The sequence below is a fragment of the Streptomyces sp. NBC_00872 genome, assembly GCF_045161915.1.
In the GTDB taxonomy this organism is placed as follows: domain Bacteria; phylum Actinomycetota; class Actinomycetes; order Streptomycetales; family Streptomycetaceae; genus Streptomyces.
Genome location: NZ_CP108806.1, coordinates 2,190,775 through 2,208,507, shown reverse-complemented (window position 1 = coordinate 2,208,507; position 17,733 = coordinate 2,190,775). Strand labels below are relative to the sequence as shown.

At 71.1% G+C, this 17,733-nt stretch carries 14 protein-coding genes; 6 read left to right on the top strand and 8 right to left on the bottom strand.

The window, feature by feature from the left end; all coding sequences use genetic code 11:
* Nucleotides 1-13: 13 nt before the first annotated feature.
* The 3 genes from OG214_RS09470 to OG214_RS09460 form a co-directional block, all read right to left on the bottom strand.
* Nucleotides 14-1,465, bottom strand: a complete 1,452-nt coding sequence (locus tag OG214_RS09470; protein ID WP_405984491.1) for an FGGY family carbohydrate kinase — start codon at nucleotides 1,463-1,465, stop codon at nucleotides 14-16.
* An 86-nt stretch (nucleotides 1,466-1,551) separates the two neighbouring features.
* Nucleotides 1,552-2,568 (bottom strand): 2-hydroxyacid dehydrogenase, encoded by a 1,017-nt coding sequence (locus OG214_RS09465; RefSeq protein WP_405984490.1) that lies wholly within the window; start codon nucleotides 2,566-2,568, stop codon nucleotides 1,552-1,554.
* A gap of 137 nt (nucleotides 2,569-2,705) precedes the next feature.
* Nucleotides 2,706-3,491: a DeoR/GlpR family DNA-binding transcription regulator gene (locus tag OG214_RS09460; RefSeq protein ID WP_363079835.1), complete on the bottom strand. Its 786-nt coding sequence runs from the start codon at nucleotides 3,489-3,491 to the stop codon at nucleotides 2,706-2,708.
* A 379-nt stretch (nucleotides 3,492-3,870) separates the two neighbouring features.
* Between OG214_RS09460 and OG214_RS09455 the strand changes: the two genes are divergently transcribed.
* Together OG214_RS09455 and OG214_RS09450 are read left to right on the top strand one after the other, a co-directional pair.
* Nucleotides 3,871-5,355, top strand: a complete 1,485-nt coding sequence (locus tag OG214_RS09455; protein WP_405987460.1) for an FGGY-family carbohydrate kinase — start codon at nucleotides 3,871-3,873, stop codon at nucleotides 5,353-5,355.
* Complete coding sequence (locus OG214_RS09450; RefSeq protein WP_405984489.1) at nucleotides 5,352-6,005, top strand: histidine phosphatase family protein; 654 nt, start codon at nucleotides 5,352-5,354, stop codon at nucleotides 6,003-6,005. Before OG214_RS09455 ends, OG214_RS09450 begins: the two co-directional genes overlap by 4 nt.
* A gap of 11 nt (nucleotides 6,006-6,016) precedes the next feature.
* Here the strand turns inward: OG214_RS09450 and OG214_RS09445 are convergent, their stop codons facing one another.
* Nucleotides 6,017-6,976, bottom strand: coding sequence for a nitroreductase/quinone reductase family protein (locus OG214_RS09445; protein ID WP_405984488.1), 960 nt, complete (start codon nucleotides 6,974-6,976; stop codon nucleotides 6,017-6,019).
* A gap of 382 nt (nucleotides 6,977-7,358) precedes the next feature.
* Nucleotides 7,359-7,955 carry a TetR/AcrR family transcriptional regulator gene (locus OG214_RS09440; protein ID WP_405984487.1) on the bottom strand — a complete coding sequence of 199 codons (597 nt, stop codon included), beginning with the start codon at nucleotides 7,953-7,955 and terminating at the stop codon, nucleotides 7,359-7,361.
* A gap of 163 nt (nucleotides 7,956-8,118) precedes the next feature.
* Between OG214_RS09440 and OG214_RS09435 the strand changes: the two genes are divergently transcribed.
* On the top strand, nucleotides 8,119-9,084 hold the full coding sequence (locus OG214_RS09435) for a quinone oxidoreductase family protein (protein ID WP_405984486.1): 966 nt from the start codon (nucleotides 8,119-8,121) through the stop codon (nucleotides 9,082-9,084).
* Between the two features lie 107 nt (nucleotides 9,085-9,191).
* On the opposite strand, the gene OG214_RS09430 is transcribed toward OG214_RS09435, so the two are convergent.
* The 3 genes from OG214_RS09430 to OG214_RS09420 all read right to left on the bottom strand — a co-directional run bounded on the left by OG214_RS09430 (nucleotide 9,192) and on the right by OG214_RS09420 (nucleotide 13,323).
* Complete coding sequence (locus tag OG214_RS09430; RefSeq protein ID WP_405984485.1) at nucleotides 9,192-11,279, bottom strand: DUF2264 domain-containing protein; 2,088 nt, start codon at nucleotides 11,277-11,279, stop codon at nucleotides 9,192-9,194.
* A gap of 83 nt (nucleotides 11,280-11,362) precedes the next feature.
* Nucleotides 11,363-12,343: a hydroxyacid dehydrogenase gene (locus OG214_RS09425; RefSeq protein WP_405987459.1), complete on the bottom strand. Its 981-nt coding sequence runs from the start codon at nucleotides 12,341-12,343 to the stop codon at nucleotides 11,363-11,365.
* Between the two features lie 302 nt (nucleotides 12,344-12,645).
* The gene (locus OG214_RS09420; protein WP_405984484.1) at nucleotides 12,646-13,323 is read right to left on the bottom strand and encodes a superoxide dismutase family protein; all 678 of its coding nucleotides are present in this window, start codon (nucleotides 13,321-13,323) and stop codon (nucleotides 12,646-12,648) included.
* 587 nt (nucleotides 13,324-13,910) lie between these two features.
* On the opposite strand from OG214_RS09420, the gene acnA reads away from it, so the two are divergent.
* The 3 genes from acnA to OG214_RS09405 all read left to right on the top strand — a co-directional run bounded on the left by acnA (nucleotide 13,911) and on the right by OG214_RS09405 (nucleotide 17,701).
* On the top strand, nucleotides 13,911-16,625 hold the full coding sequence (acnA, locus tag OG214_RS09415) for an aconitate hydratase AcnA (protein ID WP_405984483.1): 2,715 nt from the start codon (nucleotides 13,911-13,913) through the stop codon (nucleotides 16,623-16,625).
* Nucleotides 16,626-16,809: 184 nt separating this feature from the next.
* Nucleotides 16,810-17,079: a hypothetical protein gene (locus OG214_RS09410; RefSeq protein WP_363083844.1), complete on the top strand. Its 270-nt coding sequence runs from the start codon at nucleotides 16,810-16,812 to the stop codon at nucleotides 17,077-17,079.
* Complete coding sequence (locus tag OG214_RS09405) at nucleotides 17,072-17,701, top strand: DUF6879 family protein (protein WP_405984482.1); 630 nt, start codon at nucleotides 17,072-17,074, stop codon at nucleotides 17,699-17,701. Before OG214_RS09410 ends, OG214_RS09405 begins: the two co-directional genes overlap by 8 nt.
* Nucleotides 17,702-17,733: the final 32 nt, after the last annotated feature.

Below are 17,733 nucleotides of genomic sequence, written 5' to 3'. Positions count from 1 at the left end.
CGTGCGGGGCCGGTCAACTCCCCGCCGTCGGCCCCCGCCACCGCTCCCGCGCGCTCTCCACCCTGAGCAGATAGTCGGCGTAGGCCTGTTCGTAGAACTCCACCCCCGCCGGATCCGGGTCCACCACCGTGTCCGGCGCGGTCCACGCGGCGGTGTCCAGGCCGGGTCCGAACTCCGCGCCCTGAGCCGCGACCGCGGCCAGCACCGCCCCGCGCGCGCCCGGTTCCGGTCCACGGGCGACCCGCAGCGGGCGGCCGAGCACATCGGCGAAGACCCGCAGCCACGCCAGACTGCGCGCGCCGCCGCCGCAGACGGCCAGCTCACCGGTGAGGCCCGCGGCCTCCAGACAGTGCCGGGCCGCGAAGGCGATCGCCTCGCACATGCCCCGTACCAGATCGGCGCGCGACGCCCGCAGATCGAGGCCCGTGAACTCCGCCCGCGCGGTGGGGTCCACAAAGGGCGCGCGTTCGCCGGAGGGCGACAGATAGGGCAGCGCGGCCACGCCGTGGGCTCCGCGCGGGGTCGTGTCCAGCAGGCCCGAGACCTGCTCGTGGGAGGTGCCGGTGAGACCGAGCACCCAGTCGAGCGCGACGGTCCCGGTCATCGCGGGCAGGGCCCGCAGATGGCGGTCGGGCCGGGCCGTGGCGAGATGGAATCCGACCGGGTCCTCGTCCAGCGCGACCCGTTCCACCACGACCTCGCACGCCAGGGTCGTACCGACGATGAGCAGTCCGTCACCCGGCTCGGTCACACCCGCGCCGATCGCGCACGCGGGCAGATCGTACGGACCGGAGCTGACCGGGGTCCCCTGAGCCAGTCCGGGGGTACGGCCGGTGGCCTCCCCGTACGGCAGGTCCGCCGCGATCGGGGGCAGCAGATCCGCGCGGTGCCCGAGTCCGAGGGCCGCCAGTACCTCGGGGGAGTAGGTACGGGTGCGGGGATCGAGGAAGGGCACCGACGCGTCGGAGAGATCGGTGCCGCGCTCGCCGGTGAGCCGGAGATGGAGGACGTCCTTGCAGCACGCGGCGGTGGTGGCGGCGTCCAGGGACTCCGGTTCGTTGCGGTCGAGCCAGGCCATGAGAGGGCCGGGGGAGCCGGAGAAGAGGACATTGCCGGTGTGGCGGTAGAGCCGCTCCGCCGTACCGTCGGCCATCCAGCCCGCGACGAGATCACCGGCCCGGCCGTCCATCCACGACAGCGCGGGGCGTACGGGCCGTCCCCCGGCGTCGACCAGCCAGAGCCCGTCGCCCTGTCCGGTGAGGGCGACCAGCGCGGGCGCCCGGCCCTCGGTCACCGCTCCCAGGACACGGGAGGCGGCCCGTACGACCTCTTCGACGCTCTGTTCCACCCGGTCACCGCGCCCGCCGAGCGAGATCGGTGTCGATTCCACGCGCAGCGCGGTGCCGTCCTCGTCGAAGGCCGCCGCCTTCGCGACCGAGGTTCCCATGTCCAGGCCGACGAACACTGTGCAGTCCCTTCCCAGCCTTGGCCGACGCTCTTTCAACTCCCGGTGACGCTCATGAACTTACGGACCCGTGGTCGACGTTCTCCTCAGACGACACGGTGGGCGAGCGGTTCGCCACGCAGAAACCGGCCGACCTCGGCGGCGGCGACGCGTGCCGCGTTGTGCGCGACCGACTTGTTCGCGCCCGCCAGATGGGGCGTCATGACCAGCCGGGGAGCCGAGCGCAGCCGGGAGCCGGGCGGCGGGGGCTCCACGGCGAACACATCGAGTCCGGCCGCGGCGAGCCGGCCCGATTCCAGGGCGTCGCACAGGGCGTTCTCGTCCAGGAGCGCGCCACGCGCGCAGTTGACCACGACCGCGCCGTCGGGGAGCAGGGCGAGTTCCCGGGCGCCGAGCAGACCGCGCGTCTCGGGTGTCAGCCGCGCGTGCAGCGAGACGACGGCGGACCGGCGCAGCAGCTCGTCCAGACCGGCGACGGGTGTGCCCACCTCGCGCAGGGCGTCCGGGTCGGCGTAGGGGTCGTACACCAGGACGTCCGAGCCGAGGGCGGTCAGGGCCCGCGCCACCCGGCTGCCGACCGCGCCGCAGCCGATCAGTCCGACGGTCGCGCCGGCGAGACCGGGTCCGCAGTTGCCGTATGTGTAGAACTCGCCCGCCCAGCGCCCTTCGGCGAGCGCGGCCGAGGTCTCCGGGATACGGCGCATCGTGGCGAGCAGCAGTCCGACGGTGTACTCGGCGGTGGCGGCGGCATTGCGTCCGGGGGTGTTGCAGACCTGGACGCCGTGCTCCTTCGCCGCGTCCAGATCGACATTGACGGGCCCGCCCCGGCCGACGACCACCAGCCGCAGATCCGGTGACCCGTCGAGGACCTTCCTGGTCACCGGGGCCATCTGGGTCACGCAGATCCGCGCCCCGTCGAGCGCCGCGAGGAGTGTCTCCTCGTCACCCGACGCCTCGTCCACCTCGGCGACCCGCCCGAAGGGGGTGAGGGGCCAGGGCAGGCGCATCTCGTCGATCGTGTGAGCGGTGCCGATCTCGGCCGTCAGCTCCCGGGTGAGCAGTTCGGGGGTGACGAAGTGGTCGCCCGCGGCGAGGATTCTCATCGGCCAGGTCTCCTTGGCGGTGGATCGGCCCAGGGGTGGGGAGTGCGGAGGCGGAGGATGCGGAGGCGGGAAGCGCGGGGGCGGGGAAGCATGGGGGCGGGGAGGCCAGGGGCCCTCACGGGGGAGGCCAGGTGCCCTCAGGTCGGGGCGAGTTCGTACCGGACACCGCTCTCGTCGAGGGCCCGCAGGGCCTCCGGCGGTGTGCGGTCGTCGACCAGCACCAGATCGAAGGTGGCGAGCGGGGCCAGCCGGTGCAGCGCGGTGCGGGTGAGCTTTGAGTGGTCGATCATCAGCACCGTGCGCCCGGCGGACTTGAGCATCGCGCGTTTGACCGCGACTATGCGCTGTTCCTGATGGAAGGCGTAGTCGCCGTACACGGACGAGGTGGACACGAAGCAGAGATCCACCCGCAGCGCCTCCACGGCCTCCACGCACGGCACCCCGAGGAAGGAGTCGTGCAGCGGGTCGTAGTCGCCGCCCAGGGCCATGAGATGGAGACCGCGCTCGTCGGCCAGCAGATTCAGCGCTTCGAGGAAGTTGGTGACGACGGTCAGCGGCTCGATACGGGGGAGGAGCCTGGCCAGTTCGAGCGCGGTGGTCGAGTCGTCGATCATCACGGACATCCCGGGTTCGATGAGGGTGACGGCCTTCGCGGCGAGTGCCTCCTTCTCCGCCCGCATCGAATTCTTGCGGTAGGCCACATTGCTCTCGAACACCCCGGAGGGCTGCGCGGTGACACCGCCCCGGAACTTGCGTACCACACCTTCGCGTTCGAGCTCGTCGATGTCCCGGTAGATCGTCATCGGACTCACACCGAACCGCTCCGCCAGGTCCGCCGCCGATGCCGACCCCTCGGTCAGCACATGGTCGGAGATCTCCCGGCGCCGCTGTATGGGGCCCCGCTGGCTCTTGTCCTGTGACATTCCCCGGTCCTGTTCCGATCCGTCGTGCACGGGACAGGTGAGGACGTGTGTGCTCCTCCGCCCGAGACACCTCATCAATAACATGAAGCTCTGAGGATATAACATAGATTGTTGATGTACCGTTCGGCAGTGTTCACCACGGGCGGCGATCGGGTCAACCCGTCAACCGGTGCTGTCCGCCGCCGTCCCACTGTCCTCACCAGGTGAGACAAGGGAATCCGGGTCCTGTGGACCCCTGTGCGCGCCCCCTGGTGCACCATCGTGGTCACCGTGTGAAAAGCATCGTGAGATCACCAGCGGGCGACGAGAAGACGACCGGCAGGCGACGGGACGTGGAAGGCGGGAATCTGTGACGGACGCACGCCACAAGGACGTGTGGATGGGGATCGACCTGGGGACGCAGAGCGTGCGTGCCCTGGCCGTCACCGACGACGGACACGTACTGGGCCGCGGCTCGGCCCCGCTCACCGGGCGGCGCGACGGCAACCGCCATGAACAGCTCCCGTCCGACTGGTGGGAGAGCACCCGCGCCGCCGTCCGCCGGACCCTGCGTACGCTCTCCGCCGCGCGCGTACGGGGAGTCGCGGTGTGCGCCACCTCGGGCACCGTTCTGCTGACCGACTCCCGGGGGACCCCCCTGACGCCCGCGCTGATGTACGACGACGGCAGGGCGGCGAGCGAGGCGCGGGAGGCGCAGGAGGCCGGCGCGGAGGTGTGGCGCACGCTCGGCCATCGCATCCAGCCGACCTGGGCCCTCGCCAAACTCCTCTGGCTCACCCGCGCCGAGCGCGAGGGACGGCGGGACGGCGCCGGGGCCGGGCTCAAGGGCGCGCGCGTCTGCCACCAGTCCGACTTCATCACCACCCGGCTGGTCGGGCGTCCGGTGCCGGCCGACTCCAGCCATGCCCTCAAGACCGGCTACGACCTGCACACCCGTACCTGGCCCACGGCCGTCCACGACCGGCTCGGCCTGTCCCGTCTCGACTTCCCCGACGTGGTGGCGCCGGGCACCAGGATCGGTACGGTGTGCGAGGAGGCGGCGGCCGGTACGGGGCTGGCCGAGGGCACTCCGGTCATCGCGGGGATGACCGACGGGTGCGCGGCCCAACTGGGCTCCGGGGCCTGGGGCGTCGGACAGTGGAACACCGTCCTCGGCACCACCCTCGTCCTCAAGGGCGTCACCGAGGAGCCGCTCCACGATCCCGCCGGGGTGCTCTACAACCACCGCTCACCGGACGGACACTGGCTGCCCGGCGGCGCCTCCAGTGTCGGCGCGGGCGCCCTGACCCGGGCCTTCCCCGGGGCGGATCTCGACCGGCTCGACCGGCTCGCCGCCGAGCACGAGCCGGCGAGCGTCGTCGCGTATCCCCTCGTCTCGCGCGGGGAACGCTTCCCGTTCCTGGCGGCGGACGCCGAACCCTTCGTACTGGGCAGGCCCGCCGACGACGGCGATCGCTATGCGGCGCTGCTCCAGGGGGTGGCACTCGTCGAACGGCTCTGTCTCGCCTACATCCGTTTTCTGGGCGCCCCGGCCCAGTCGCCGATCGCGTTCACCGGCGGCGCCACGAGCAGCCCGTACTGGAACCAGCTCCGCGCGGACGTCCTCGGGCTGACCGCGACGGTCCCCGAACACACGGACTCGGCGCTCGGGATGGCGGTGCTCGCGGCGCACGGTGTGCGGTCGGGCGGCGAGCCCTCGTCGCTGTCCGCCGTACGGGGCATGGTCCGGGTACGGACGATTCTCGATCCGCGGCCGAGGATCAGCGCGCGCTTCGCCGGGCCCTTCGTCAATCTGGTGGACGCGCTCGAACGGCGCGGCTGGCTGCCCCCGGCGACGGCCGCCTACGCACGGGAGCACGGATGACGGCGTCGATATCTCCCTCTCCAGGGCCTGCGGTATCTCCCGTTTCCACGACCCTCTTTCTGGCCCGGCACGGGGAGACCGTCTGGCACGACGAGAACCGCTACACCGGGATCAGCGACATCGAGCTGACCCCGCGCGGTGTCGAGCAGGCCGAAGGACTCGGTGTCTGGGCGGCGGGCGCCCGCCTCGGCGCGATCGTGACCTCACCGCTCTCGCGGGCCCGCCGCACCGCCGAACCGGCCGTCCGCTCCACGGGTCTGGACGCCGTCGTCGAATTCGACCTGGCGGAGCTGGACTTCGGGGTCGCCGAGGGCCGGACCATCGCCGAACTCGAAGTGACGTATCCACGGGAGGTCGCGGACTTCCGCCGCGACCCGGCCGCGTGTCCGCTGCCGGGCGGCGAGGACCCGGAGGCCGCCGCCGCCCGGGGCGCCGCCGCGCTGCTGCGGCTGGCCGAGGCCCATCAGGGCCGCCGGGTCCTGGCCGTGGCGCACAACACCCTGTTCCGGCTGGTGCTGTGCCGGCTGCTCGGTATCCCCGGGAGCGAGTACCGCCGGGTGCTCCCGGGGATGCGCAACTGCGCGATCACCGAACTGCGGGTGTCATCGGGGCAGGTGGCCCTGATGTCGTACAACGTGCCGACGCCGTAGGGCGGATCCGGTCACCCGGTGGTGCCGGGCGTCGTGCCGGGCGAGGGCGGGGGCGAGGGCGGCAGCGGGATGCCGGCCAGGACCGGGAGCAGCGACTCCTCCTCGCGGTCGAGATGGGCATGCAACTCCCGTGTCATCCGGTCCAGTTCGGCACGGAACCGCTGCGGATCGGCCGTAGCGATCCCGCCGAGCAGGGTGAGCAGTTCGGCCTGGACGCGCGCGAGCGTACGGTGCTCCTCGCCGAGCCGGTCGAAGACATCGCGCAGATGCGGGTAGTGACGTGCGAGTCCGGGGAACATGTGCGCGTCCTCGCTGCTGTGATGGAACTCCAGGGACTGGCAGAAGGCCAGACAGTGCTGCCGGAGCTGGAGACCCAGACCGATTTGAGGACCGGTTCCGGCACCTGGGCCGGTCCCGGTTCCGGCATCGGCGAAGTGGGCATCGGCCTCTGCCCGTACCTGCCGCAACTGCGCGCGCAGCCAGGTGTGGATCTCCCGGAGCTTGCCGGCCAGATCGACGACCCGTTCCGGACCCTCCCCGGGCTCGGGACCGGACCGTTCCAGCGCGACGACCGGCAGGATCCGGGTGGTACGGGCCTGGTAGTCACCGTATCCGGGCGCCGTGCGGACGATCTGCTCGAACAGCAGATCGCGCCGTGCGCCCTCGGCGGGGACCGCGATCGCCTCGAACGTCTCGGTGCCGATCTCCACCCGCACCATGGGACGGGCGAGCAGGTTGTGATACCAGGCGGGATGACGGTCTGCTCCACCGGCGGAACCGACGACGAGCAGCAGGCCGTCGGCGCGGACGAAGCCGAGCGGAACGGTGTGCTCCGTCGCGGACCGGGCGCCGGTGGTGGTCAGCAGGAGGAGATCGCCGCCCTCGAAGGGGCCACCGACCTTTCCCGCGTTGGCCCGGAACTCGTCGATGATCGATTGGTTGAAGGACAGATGAGGGGAGGACATGGGCATAGGGCGTCGGCTCTCCGGACGTGTGTGGGGCCGCGGTGACGGCGGCGAGGATGGTGAAGGCGGCTGACCGCGCACCACATACGGACCTCGCCCGGAGGAAGGAACTCAGGACGTCACACGGCGGTGCGGGGCACCACGAAGGACGGAGAGGGGCAAGGAACGCGCGGCGGCGTCCAGCGCGCGGCGGCGGCTCACATCAGACGAGGCTGGTGGAGTGTGCGCTCATGGCGACGTCCCTTGCTGACAGGTGTCCGCCCAACCGCCGGTCCGCCCACTGCTCTTCGACCGGTGTCACGCGACACGCGTCCCATTACAGCCAGCCCTGTCGCGCTCTGTCAACGTCGCTCTCCGTCGACGCGGTCGGCCGGCGCGGCCGGCGCGGTCAGTGCGCGAGACGGAGGAAGAGCAGTGAGGTGTCCAGCGCGGCTTCCAGATGCGTGCTGCCGCCGGTGGACATCAGGATGGTGACACCGCCCTGGATGGCCGCGACGATCGCGGCGGCGGTGCGTCCGGCGTCGAGGTCCGCCGAGATATGGCCGCTCCGCTGCATCCCGGTGATGCCCACGTGCAGTTCGTACTGCCACTGCTCGATGAGCCGCACGGTCACCGCCTGCGCGGCGGGCGTGCTGCGGCCCAGCTCGGTGATCAGCACGCCCAGGGGGCAGTTCATCCCCTGCCGCTGATAGCGGCGTACGACCGCGTCCCGCCAGGCCTGCCACGCGTCCCAGGTGGTCAGTTGGCCGAGATGCGGCTGCTGGTCCTCCAGCACACGCTCGGCCTCCTGCTCGGCGACGGCGAGCAGAAGCTGCTCCCTGCCGTCCGGGAAGTAGTGGAAGAGCTGGCCCTTGCTGGTGGCGGTCCTGCGGCAGACGTCGTCGAGCGTGGTGGTCAGCACACCGCGGTCACGGATCTCGGCCGCCGCGCCGTCGATGATCCGCTGCCGGGTCGCGGCCCCCTTGGCGGTCAGCGTCTTGGCCATGTCGGCCGTCCTTCCGGCTTCCGGGAACCATGATTCTGGACTTGCCGGTCTATTTTAAGCGCGCGATGGTGGGACTGTCGACCGAAGCGCCGACCCGGAGAGCCGACCGAAGAGCCGACCGAAGGCCGACAAGAAGACCTGACCGAAGAGAGGGGCGCGGGCGATGCGCGCGATTGTCGTCGAGGAACTGGGCGGTCCCGAGGTGCTGAGGCCGGCGGAGCGGACGTCCCCGGTACCGGGCGCCGGAGAGATACGGGTGGACATCACCGTCGCGGGTGTGAACTTCATGGACACCGGCAGCCGCCGTTTCGGCCCGCCGGGCGTCGGGGTGCCGTTCGTGCCCGGTGTCGAGGGAGCGGGGCGGGTCAGCGCGCTCGGCGCGGGTGTGACGGACTTCGCCATCGGTGACCGGGTGGCCTGGGTGTACGCCTACGGCTCCTACGCCGAACAGCTCGTGCTGCCGGCGGCGAGCGCCGTACCGGTCCCCGAGTCCCTGACGGACGAGACGGCGGCGGGTGTCATGATGCAGGGCCTCACCGCCCATCACTTCGTGACCGAGGCCGCCCCGGTGGGGCCCGGTGACATCACCCTGGTGCATGCCGCGGCCGGCGGTCTCGGGCAGCAGCTCACGCGGCTGATCAAGCTCCGGGGCGGTGTGGTCATCGGTCTGGTCTCGCGCGAGGCCAAGGCGGATGTGGCACGGGCGGCGGGCGCCGATCATGTGCTGGTGTCCACGGACGACCGGTTCGTGAAGGACGTCATGGAACTGACGGACGGCGAGGGCGTGCACCAGGTCTACGACGGCGGTGGCGAGACCACCTTCCGCGCCTCTCTGAGCGTGGCGCGCCGGCACGGCACCGTGCTGTACTACGGCCCGCTGATCGGCGAGTCCCCGGTCGTGACCATGCGCGAGCTGCCGAACAGCGTCAAGGTCTGCTATCCGGTCTTCCACGATCACATCCCGACGCGGGAGGCCCTGCTCGCCCGGACGGCCGAGATCTTCGAACTGGTCGGGACGGGACAGCTCAAGGTCCCCATCGGGGGGAGATATCCACTGGCCGAGGCCGCGCGGGCCCACCGCGACATCGAATCCCGCGCGACCACGGGCAAGCTGCTGCTCCTGCCGTAGCCGCACGGCGGCGCGGTACACCGCGCCGCCGGGTCTCCGGGGCTCCGCACCACCGGGTCTTCGGGTCTCGCGGCCCTTCCCCGACCCTTCCCCGGCCCGTCCTGCCCTCAGCCGTGCTGGACCGTCAGCGGGTCGAAACCGACGCGGGTCGTCGAGCCGTCGTCCGCCCAGGTCACCTCGATCGTGCTCCCGTCGACGCCCGGCGTACGGACCTCGCTCACCGCCTCGGACAGCGGGGCGGGGCCGGGCTCGGCGGTGAGGACGGCGAGGGCGGCGAAGAGGGCCGTCCCCTCTGCCTCGGCGGTCAGCCGGGGCACACGTGCCCAGCGTGTGAACGCCGTACCCTGCGGTGCCCGTGGCTCGTCCGGCGACTCCCAGCCGGACAACCCGAACAGAGCGGACCGTACGTGGTCGCCAGCTTCGGCCCGGTCGCCGCTTGCGGCTCCGGCGCCCATGCTGTCACCGGAGCCGGAGCCGGAGCCGGAGCCGGAGCCGGAGCCGGAGCCGGAGCCGGAGCCGGTCGCCCAGCCCGTCTGCCGTACGCGCGTTCCGGGCGGCGCGCCGACGACACGGTGCACACGTAGTTCGTACCGCCCCCTGACCACGGTGACGCTCTCGACCCGCAGTCCCGGTGCCGCGGGCGGCCCCGGCACGAAGACCGGCAGATGCCAGGAGGCGGCCCAGCCCCAGCCGTCGCCGTGTCCGGCGCCCAGCGGGCGGATACGGCGGCGCACACTGCCCACTCCCGCGATCTCGACGCCGAAATGGTTGTCCGCGATGTTCTCCGGCGAGGTGGGCCCCGTCCTGGTGGAGTAGGCCTGCCGGCCGTAGTGCGGGTCGTCCTCGGCCGCCGACTCGCCCTCGTGGGGCCGGATGTTGTCGCTGCCGTGGTTGTGCAGCCGTACGATCCCGTCCGCCGCCGTGGACTGGATCAGCAGCCCCGGCGCGGGCAGGGAGAGCACCCGGTCGGCGCCTTCACTGGGCGCCGGTTCCTCGGTGGCCGTCCACAGCGGATGGTCCTGGGGCGCGAGCAGCGCGACAAAGGCCTTGGACGCCCAGTAGGGCGAGGCCGGCCCCGAGTAGCGCTGGAGCGTGGGGACATGGGGCCCGTGCCAGCCCAGGCCGAGCAGACCGTCCGCGCCGACGGCGCCGCGGTCGAGGAAGTAGCGCAGCGATCCGTTCAGCAGCCGCCGCGAGACACCGGGAGCGAGCGGGGTGTGCCCGGTGACGGCGCCCAGGGCGACCGCCGTGCCGGCCGCGAAGCGGTAGGTGAGCGAGCGGCCGAAGTGGATGGGGGCGCCGTCGGCGCCGAACAGCAGCGAGAAGCTCTCCAGATGCTCACTCAGCCGCGCGCCGAGACGAGTCCGGGTGCCCGGCTCCGTGGTGCCGTCCGTGAGACGTGCGTCAAGGGGACGGGCCTCACGGGCATGGGCGTCGCGCGGACGGGCGTCGAGCCGCGCGAGATGGGCGTCCAGCACCGGATAGAAGTGCAGCGCCCAGCCGTTGTAGTGGTCGAAGGCGCGCCCGTCGCCGTCGGCGTACCAGCCCTGTCCTCGGTACCACCCCTCCAGCAGACCGAGCGCACGCTCCCGCGCGCGTGCCGTCTCGGCGTCGCCGCGTCCCACCGACTCCAGGAATCCGGCGACGGTGTACGGGAAGAGATACCAGTTGTTGGGGGCCGGGGTGTGCCGCAGCGTGCCCCGCAGCCACTCCTCGGCGCGGTCCCGCACCCCCGGATCCAGCCGGTCCCAGAGCCAGTTCCTGGTCAGCCGCAGCCCGATGGCGACGGACGCGGACTCGACCATCGGCTGCCCGTGCACATCGTGGCCGAGGATGTGCGGCCAGGACTCGGTGTCGTGCCGGCCGGGGGTACGGGTCCCCGCCGCGAGCCCGTCCGCGTACCGGTCGAGCCAGCCGTGCGGATCCTCGCCGCCCGCGCCCGCGACCCGGAAGGCGGCGGCGAGGAACGTACGGGCGTACCCCTCCAGACCGTCCGACCGCACACCGGAGACGGAGGGCCGGCCGGGCAGGTCGAGCAGGGCGCGGCCGGGGGTGGCCCACCGCCAGGCGGCGTGCAGCAGACCGTCGGCGGTGGCCTCCCAGTGCGCCCGGGTGTAGCCGGTGAAGGGACTCAGCGCACGGTCCTCGGCGGGCGGCGGGAACCCGGGGCCTTCACGGTTCTCGCGGCTCCCCAAGCTCCCGCGGCTCCCCGGGCTCTCACGCGACGGGCGTCCGGGCCCGGGGAGCGGGGACGGCCCGGGGACTTCGCGAGGTGAGGTCATGCGAGAAAGGCCAGCCTTTCGCGTCGTACGGGATGGGCGAAGCCGTCGCCCGCGGCCCAGCGGGCGGCTTCACCGACGGCGAGATCGGCCAGCCGCCGCAGCTCATTGCCCTCCGAGCCGGCGAGATGCGGGGTGATGACCGCGTTCTCGCACTCCCACAGCGGATGGTCCGGCGGCAGCTCGTCGGGATCCGTGACATCGAGGACGGCCCGGATCCGCTCCGCCCGGAGCACGTCGACGAGGGCGTCCTGATCGATGACGGCGCCGCGCGCGGTGTTGATGAGAACACCGTCCCGCCGCATCGACAGCAGGAGTTCACGGCTGACGAGACCACGGGTCGCGGGCAGCAGCGGGGTGTGCACGCTCACGGTGTCGCTCAGCGCGAACAGTTCATCCAGATCCACCCGCCGGACGCCGAGCGCGGCGGCCTCCTCGTCATCGACGTACGGATCGTGCAGCAGCACGCGCAGATCGTAGGGCCGCAGCAGTTCGATGACGCGCCGGCCGATCAGCGAGGCGGACAGAATGCCCACCGTACGGCCGTAGTTGCCCACCTCGGCGGAGGTACGGGGTGCCTCCGGGCGGCGGCGCGCGGCGCGGTGGTCGCGGGCGCGCTCCAGGGCGCGTTTGCCGGACAGCAGGATCATCGCGACGGTGTACTCCGCCACCGGAAGGGCGTTGGCCGCGGCGGCCGAGGACACCTCGATCCCGCGCTCCCAGCAGGCCTCGGTGATATGGCCGCGGACCGACCCCGCGGTGTGGACGACGGCGCGCAGCCGCGGTGCCGTCTCCAGGACGGCCGCGTCCAGGGGCGGGCAGCCCCAGCCGGTGACGAGGAGTTCGACGTCCGCGAGCGTGGCGCGGGCCCGGTCGGTGGTGAAGTCGTCGAGGACGGGCGGTGGCGCCAGATCGCACACGGCGCGCAGGGCGGTCAGCGCGTCGGGGCCGAGGACGGAGTCCGCGACATCCGGTGCCATGGCGAGCGCGGCGCGCGGCCGTGCCCCGGCCGGTACCGGGGCCCGTACCGGGGCTGGAGCCGGCGCGGGGGGTTCCACATGGGGCTGTACGGGGCGTGGGGTCGGTGCGGCGGTCAACGAACTCGATCTCCTGATACGGGAGTGCCGGGCACGGGCGCCTCCCGTGGCTCCGGTCCTGGACCAAGTATGTCGGCCCGCGCACCGGGACCGGGTGCCGGGCGGCGTCTCGTACGGATACGAACGCCGAACGCCGCTCCGGCACGACCGGGACGTATCACTTCACACGGCCGGGACGTATCACCTCATTCGTCGGCGGCGGACGGTTCGAAGGGCACGGTGAGACAGGCGAGCCGTGCCCCCGCCGTCCCCGCCGCACCGGGGGCCGTCGAGGTGTGGTGCTCATGGATGACCACGGAACGCGCCCCGCCCGGCCGGAAGCGCCAGTCGTGCCGGGACACGGCGGCGCCATGGCCCCCGGCGTCGGTGGTGAAGTCCAGCCAGACCTCGTTCTCGGCGTTCGCGTAGGCGGGGTCGGTGGAGGGCTGGACCGGGTCCTCGACGTTCTGGTAGTGCGGCCCCGCGGCCTCCGGGGCCCGGCCGCACGGCCCGGTGTGCACATGCGCGCCGTACATACGGTCCGGGAGCAGACCGCTCACCCTGAGCCGGACCGTGGTGACCGCCCCGCCGGCCTGGTCCCCGGCCTGATCCCCGGTGTGCTCACGGCCCTGCCCGCCGCCCTTCTCGCTGCCCTGCTGGACGACGGAGATACGGGAGCCCACGGGCACCTTCGTCACGTCGTACGTCAGCGGGTTCGAGAGCTGGAGGGCGGAGACCGGTGCGAACCACCCCCCTGCCTCGACCAGGTCGGAGCCGTCCCGCGCGAATGCCGTGGTGGTCATGGCCGGCATCACGAGCGCGGCGGTGACGGCGAGGGCCGCGGACGCCTTGCGATGAGCCGACGCCTTGCGATGAGTCCTCACGAGCGGTCTCCTTCGACGGTGATGTTGAGGAGTCCAGGGTGGTGGACGGCGGCGGTCCCGCCGTGTCGCATGGCGAGTCCGCGCCATGCGTTTAAGGCGTTCGGTGCAGTGAAGCGCCGGGTGCGCCGAGGCGTTGGCCACGACTGGGCGTTCCGCGCCGGCGACTCGGACAGCGCCAGATTAGCTCCGGGGCACATCGGCGGCATTCGAGAGTGATCATCTCCCGGGATCCGGGGAGGGTCTGCCGGGGACGGCTCGACGGGCCCGCCTCGTTCAGCACGTCCGCTCCCGCCCGACGACCGGTCCGGCCGGCCGGATCCTCCGGGCGGGTGACGCGACAGCGTTCGACGGGCCGATGGGCCGGCGGGAGAGCCGAGCCCGCGCATGACCCGGCAGCGGTCATGTACTAGAGTTATCTCGACATCGAGATATCTGCCCGAGGCGTACCGCGGCCGCCACTCGGTAAGGGTTACCTAACCAAGCCTTACCTTAGCGGATCGGCGAGGGCCGTGGCGGCACCACGCGGCGGTAGCCGCACATAGAGGTACAGGCGCGGTAGTACGCGCACATTGATGAAGGAGACTGTCGTGTCGGCGAACAGCTTCGACGCCCGCAGCACGCTGCGCGTGGGCGACGAGTCGTACGAGATCTTCAAGCTGGACAAGGTCGAGGGCTCCGCGCGCCTCCCTTACAGCCTGAAGGTGCTGCTGGAGAACCTGCTCCGCACCGAGGACGGCGCGAACATCACCGCCGACCACATCCGCGCGCTCGGCGGCTGGGACTCCCAGGCGCAGCCGAGCCAGGAGATCCAGTTCACCCCGGCACGCGTGATCATGCAGGACTTCACCGGCGTGCCCTGTGTCGTGGACCTCGCCACCATGCGCGAGGCCGTGAAGGAACTGGGCGGCGACCCGGCGAAGATCAACCCGCTGGCGCCCGCCGAGCTGGTCATCGACCACTCCGTCATCGCCGACAAGTTCGGTACGGCGGAGGCCTTCGCACAGAACGTGGAGCTGGAGTACGGCCGCAACAGGGAGCGTTACCAGTTCCTGCGCTGGGGCCAGACCGCGTTCGACGAGTTCAAGGTCGTCCCGCCCGGCACCGGCATCGTCCACCAGGTCAATATCGAGCACCTGGCCCGTACGGTCATGGTCCGGGGCGGCCAGGCGTACCCCGACACCCTCGTCGGCACCGACTCGCACACCACCATGGTCAACGGCCTCGGTGTGCTCGGCTGGGGCGTGGGCGGTATCGAGGCCGAGGCCGCGATGCTCGGCCAGCCCGTCTCGATGCTCATCCCGCGCGTCGTCGGCTTCAAGCTGACCGGTGAGCTGCCCGCCGGCACCACCGCCACCGACCTCGTCCTCACGATCACCGAGATGCTGCGCAAGCACGGCGTCGTCGGCAAGTTCGTCGAGTTCTACGGTGAGGGTGTCGCCGCCACCTCCCTCGCCAACCGCGCCACCATCGGCAATATGTCGCCGGAGTTCGGCTCCACCGCCGCGATCTTCCCGATCGACGACGAGACGCTGAAGTATCTGCGGCTGACCGGCCGCAGCGACCAGCAGGTCGCGCTCGTCGAGGCGTACGCCAAGGAGCAGGGCCTCTGGCTCGACCCGGCCGCCGAGCCCGACTTCTCCGAGAAGCTGGAGCTGGACCTCGCCACGGTCGTCCCGTCCATCGCGGGCCCGAAGCGTCCCCAGGACCGTATCGTCCTGGCCGAGGCCAAGGAGAAGTTCACCGAGGACGTACGCAACTACGTGTCCGAGGACGAGGAGGCGGGCAAGGAGTCCTTCCCGGCCTCCGACGCCCCGGCCTCCGCCGATGGCGTACCGACGCGGCCGACGCTGGTCACGGCCCCCGACGGCTCGACGTACGAGATCGACCACGGCGCCGTGGTCGTCGCCGCGATCACCTCCTGCACCAACACCTCGAACCCGTATGTCATGGTCGCCGCCGCGCTGGTGGCCAAGAAGGCGGTCGAGAAGGGCCTGACCCGCAAGCCCTGGGTCAAGACCACCCTCGCCCCCGGTTCGAAGGTCGTCACCGACTACTTCGACAAGGCGGGTCTGACCCCGTACCTCGACAAGGTCGGCTTCAACCTCGTCGGCTACGGCTGCACCACCTGCATCGGCAACTCGGGCCCGCTGCCCGAGGAGGTCTCCAAGGCGGTCAACGAGCACGACCTCGCGGTCACTTCGGTGCTCTCCGGCAACCGCAACTTCGAGGGCCGGATCAACCCCGACGTCAAGATGAACTACCTGGCGTCCCCGCCGCTGGTCGTCGCGTACGCCCTCGCCGGCTCGATGAAGGTGGACATCACCAAGGACGCCCTGGGCATCGACCAGGACGGCAAGCCCGTGTACCTCAAGGACATCTGGCCCACCGAGGCCGAGGTCAACGATGTCGTGGCCAACGCCATCGGCGAGGACATGTTCAACAAGTCGTACCAGGACGTCTTCGCGGGCGACGCGCAGTGGCAGGCGCTGCCGATCCCGACCGGCAACACCTTCGAGTGGGACCCGCGGTCCACCTATGTCCGCAAGCCCCCGTACTTCGAGGGCATGACGATGGAGACCAGCCCGGTCGAGGACATCGCCGGCGGGCGGGTGCTCGCCAAGCTGGGCGACTCGGTCACCACGGACCACATCTCCCCGGCCGGTGCGATCAAGGCCGACACCCCGGCCGGCACGTACCTCACGGAGCACGGTGTCGAGCGGCGCGACTTCAACTCGTACGGCTCCCGCCGTGGCAACCACGAGGTGATGATCCGCGGCACCTTCGCCAACATCCGGCTGCGCAACCAGATCGCGCCGGGCACGGAGGGCGGCTTCACCCGCGACTTCACCGTCGAGGGCGCCCCGGTCTCCTTCATCTACGACGCCTCCCAGAACTACCAGGCCGCCGGCACCCCGCTGGTCGTCCTGGCGGGCAAGGAGTACGGCTCGGGCTCGTCCCGAGACTGGGCCGCGAAGGGCACGGCGCTGCTGGGCGTGAAGGCCGTCATCGCCGAGTCGTACGAGCGCATCCACCGCTCGAACCTGATCGGCATGGGCGTCCTCCCGCTCCAGTACCCCGAGGGCGCCTCGGCGGAGGCCCTGGGCCTGACGGGCGAGGAGACCTTCTCCTTCACCGGCGTCACGGAACTGAACAACGGCACCACCCCCCGCACGGTCAAGGTCACCACGGACACCGGCGTGGAGTTCGACGCGGTGGTCCGCATCGACACCCCGGGCGAGGCGGACTACTACCGCAACGGCGGCATCATGCAGTACGTGCTGCGGAGCCTGATCCGCAAGTAGCCCACGCGTCGTCACCAGAGGCACCGACAGAGGGCCGTGTCCCGTACGCACCCGTACGGAACACGGCCCTCACCACGTCCCGATGGCGTGAACCCGCCCTTCGCCGAACATTGCTCTGAGTAATCGAGTGCATATACAATGTGATCCAGTTGCGCACTCAATCACCCCTGAGTGGAGGCAAGGCATGGCACGTGCCTGGGAGGCCGATCCGTCGGCGTTATTCGAGCGACGACTGGGAAAGTCGCCGAAGGAATTGGGAAATTCCAACGGCAAGGATGAATGCCCGGACATCTGGCAGCTCGACAACGGCGATATCGCTGTGATCGGCCGGGATCTCACCTCGCATTATGTTGCGCGGTTGCCGGAAGGTGTCGCGCTTGCCGCGGATGAACGGCTGGTGATAATCCCCGGGAACACGCTCAGCGCGGCGAAGGCGGATATCGCCGATGCTTGATCTACTCGCTCCGAAGCTGCCGCCCGAGCAGGGCGAGAGGCTCGTACGTGACGTCTACAAAAGGGACTTCCGGCAGCGGGACGCGGCGCTCCGCAACCGACACTCCTGGAAGCTGGAGCGACGCCAGCACTTCCAGGAGCAGGGAAACGCCAGCCGGGACGCGCTTGCGCGGGGCGACTGGGACGAGGCGCTGCGCCTCATGCGGGAACAGCGCGGCAACCTGCTCGAAGCCGCCGGTGACGACCGCCGCCGCGGCTCGGTCTTTCACCGACTGAGGGTTGTCGAGGAACCGCTGACGCCCTATCTGCAATGGGAGCTGCATTCGCTGCGGCAGCGTGCGCAATGCGGCGAAAAAGTCCGTACGGTCAATGCCGAACTGCTGGCCGCCTCGGAGCGGGAATCCCTCCTGCCCGAAGTGGTGATCCTCGGCGGACATACGCTCTACCACGTGCTCTATACCGAGTCCGGCGTCCCACAGGGGGCCCTCCGCTACACCGACCCGGAGCTCATCGCACGCTGGGAGAGCTACATCAGGGAACTCTACGAGGCAGGTGAGGACGTGGAGAGCTACTTCACCCGCGAGGTGGCACACCTTCCCCCGCCGACGATGGACGCGGAGTAGACGATCAACGAGCACAGCAGAGACGAGCGTCT

What these genes read in the sequence shown, in the direction of transcription:
- OG214_RS09465 (WP_405984490.1), bottom strand. Translation starts at nt 2,568, where the DNA reads ATGAGAATCCTCGCCGCGGGCGACCACTTCGTCACCCCCGAACTGCTC.
- OG214_RS09445 (WP_405984488.1), bottom strand. Translation starts at nt 6,976, where the DNA reads ATGCCCATGTCCTCCCCTCATCTGTCCTTCAACCAATCGATCATCGAC.
- OG214_RS09410 (WP_363083844.1), top strand. Translation starts at nt 16,810, where the DNA reads ATGGCACGTGCCTGGGAGGCCGATCCGTCGGCGTTATTCGAGCGACGA.
- OG214_RS09440 (WP_405984487.1), bottom strand. Translation starts at nt 7,955, where the DNA reads ATGGCCAAGACGCTGACCGCCAAGGGGGCCGCGACCCGGCAGCGGATC.
- OG214_RS09435 (WP_405984486.1), top strand. Translation starts at nt 8,119, where the DNA reads ATGCGCGCGATTGTCGTCGAGGAACTGGGCGGTCCCGAGGTGCTGAGG.
- OG214_RS09460 (WP_363079835.1), bottom strand. Translation starts at nt 3,491, where the DNA reads ATGTCACAGGACAAGAGCCAGCGGGGCCCCATACAGCGGCGCCGGGAG.
- OG214_RS09405 (WP_405984482.1), top strand. Translation starts at nt 17,072, where the DNA reads ATGCTTGATCTACTCGCTCCGAAGCTGCCGCCCGAGCAGGGCGAGAGG.
- OG214_RS09455 (WP_405987460.1), top strand. Translation starts at nt 3,871, where the DNA reads ATGGGGATCGACCTGGGGACGCAGAGCGTGCGTGCCCTGGCCGTCACC.
- OG214_RS09425 (WP_405987459.1), bottom strand. Translation starts at nt 12,343, where the DNA reads ATGGCACCGGATGTCGCGGACTCCGTCCTCGGCCCCGACGCGCTGACC.
- OG214_RS09450 (WP_405984489.1), top strand. Translation starts at nt 5,352, where the DNA reads ATGACGGCGTCGATATCTCCCTCTCCAGGGCCTGCGGTATCTCCCGTT.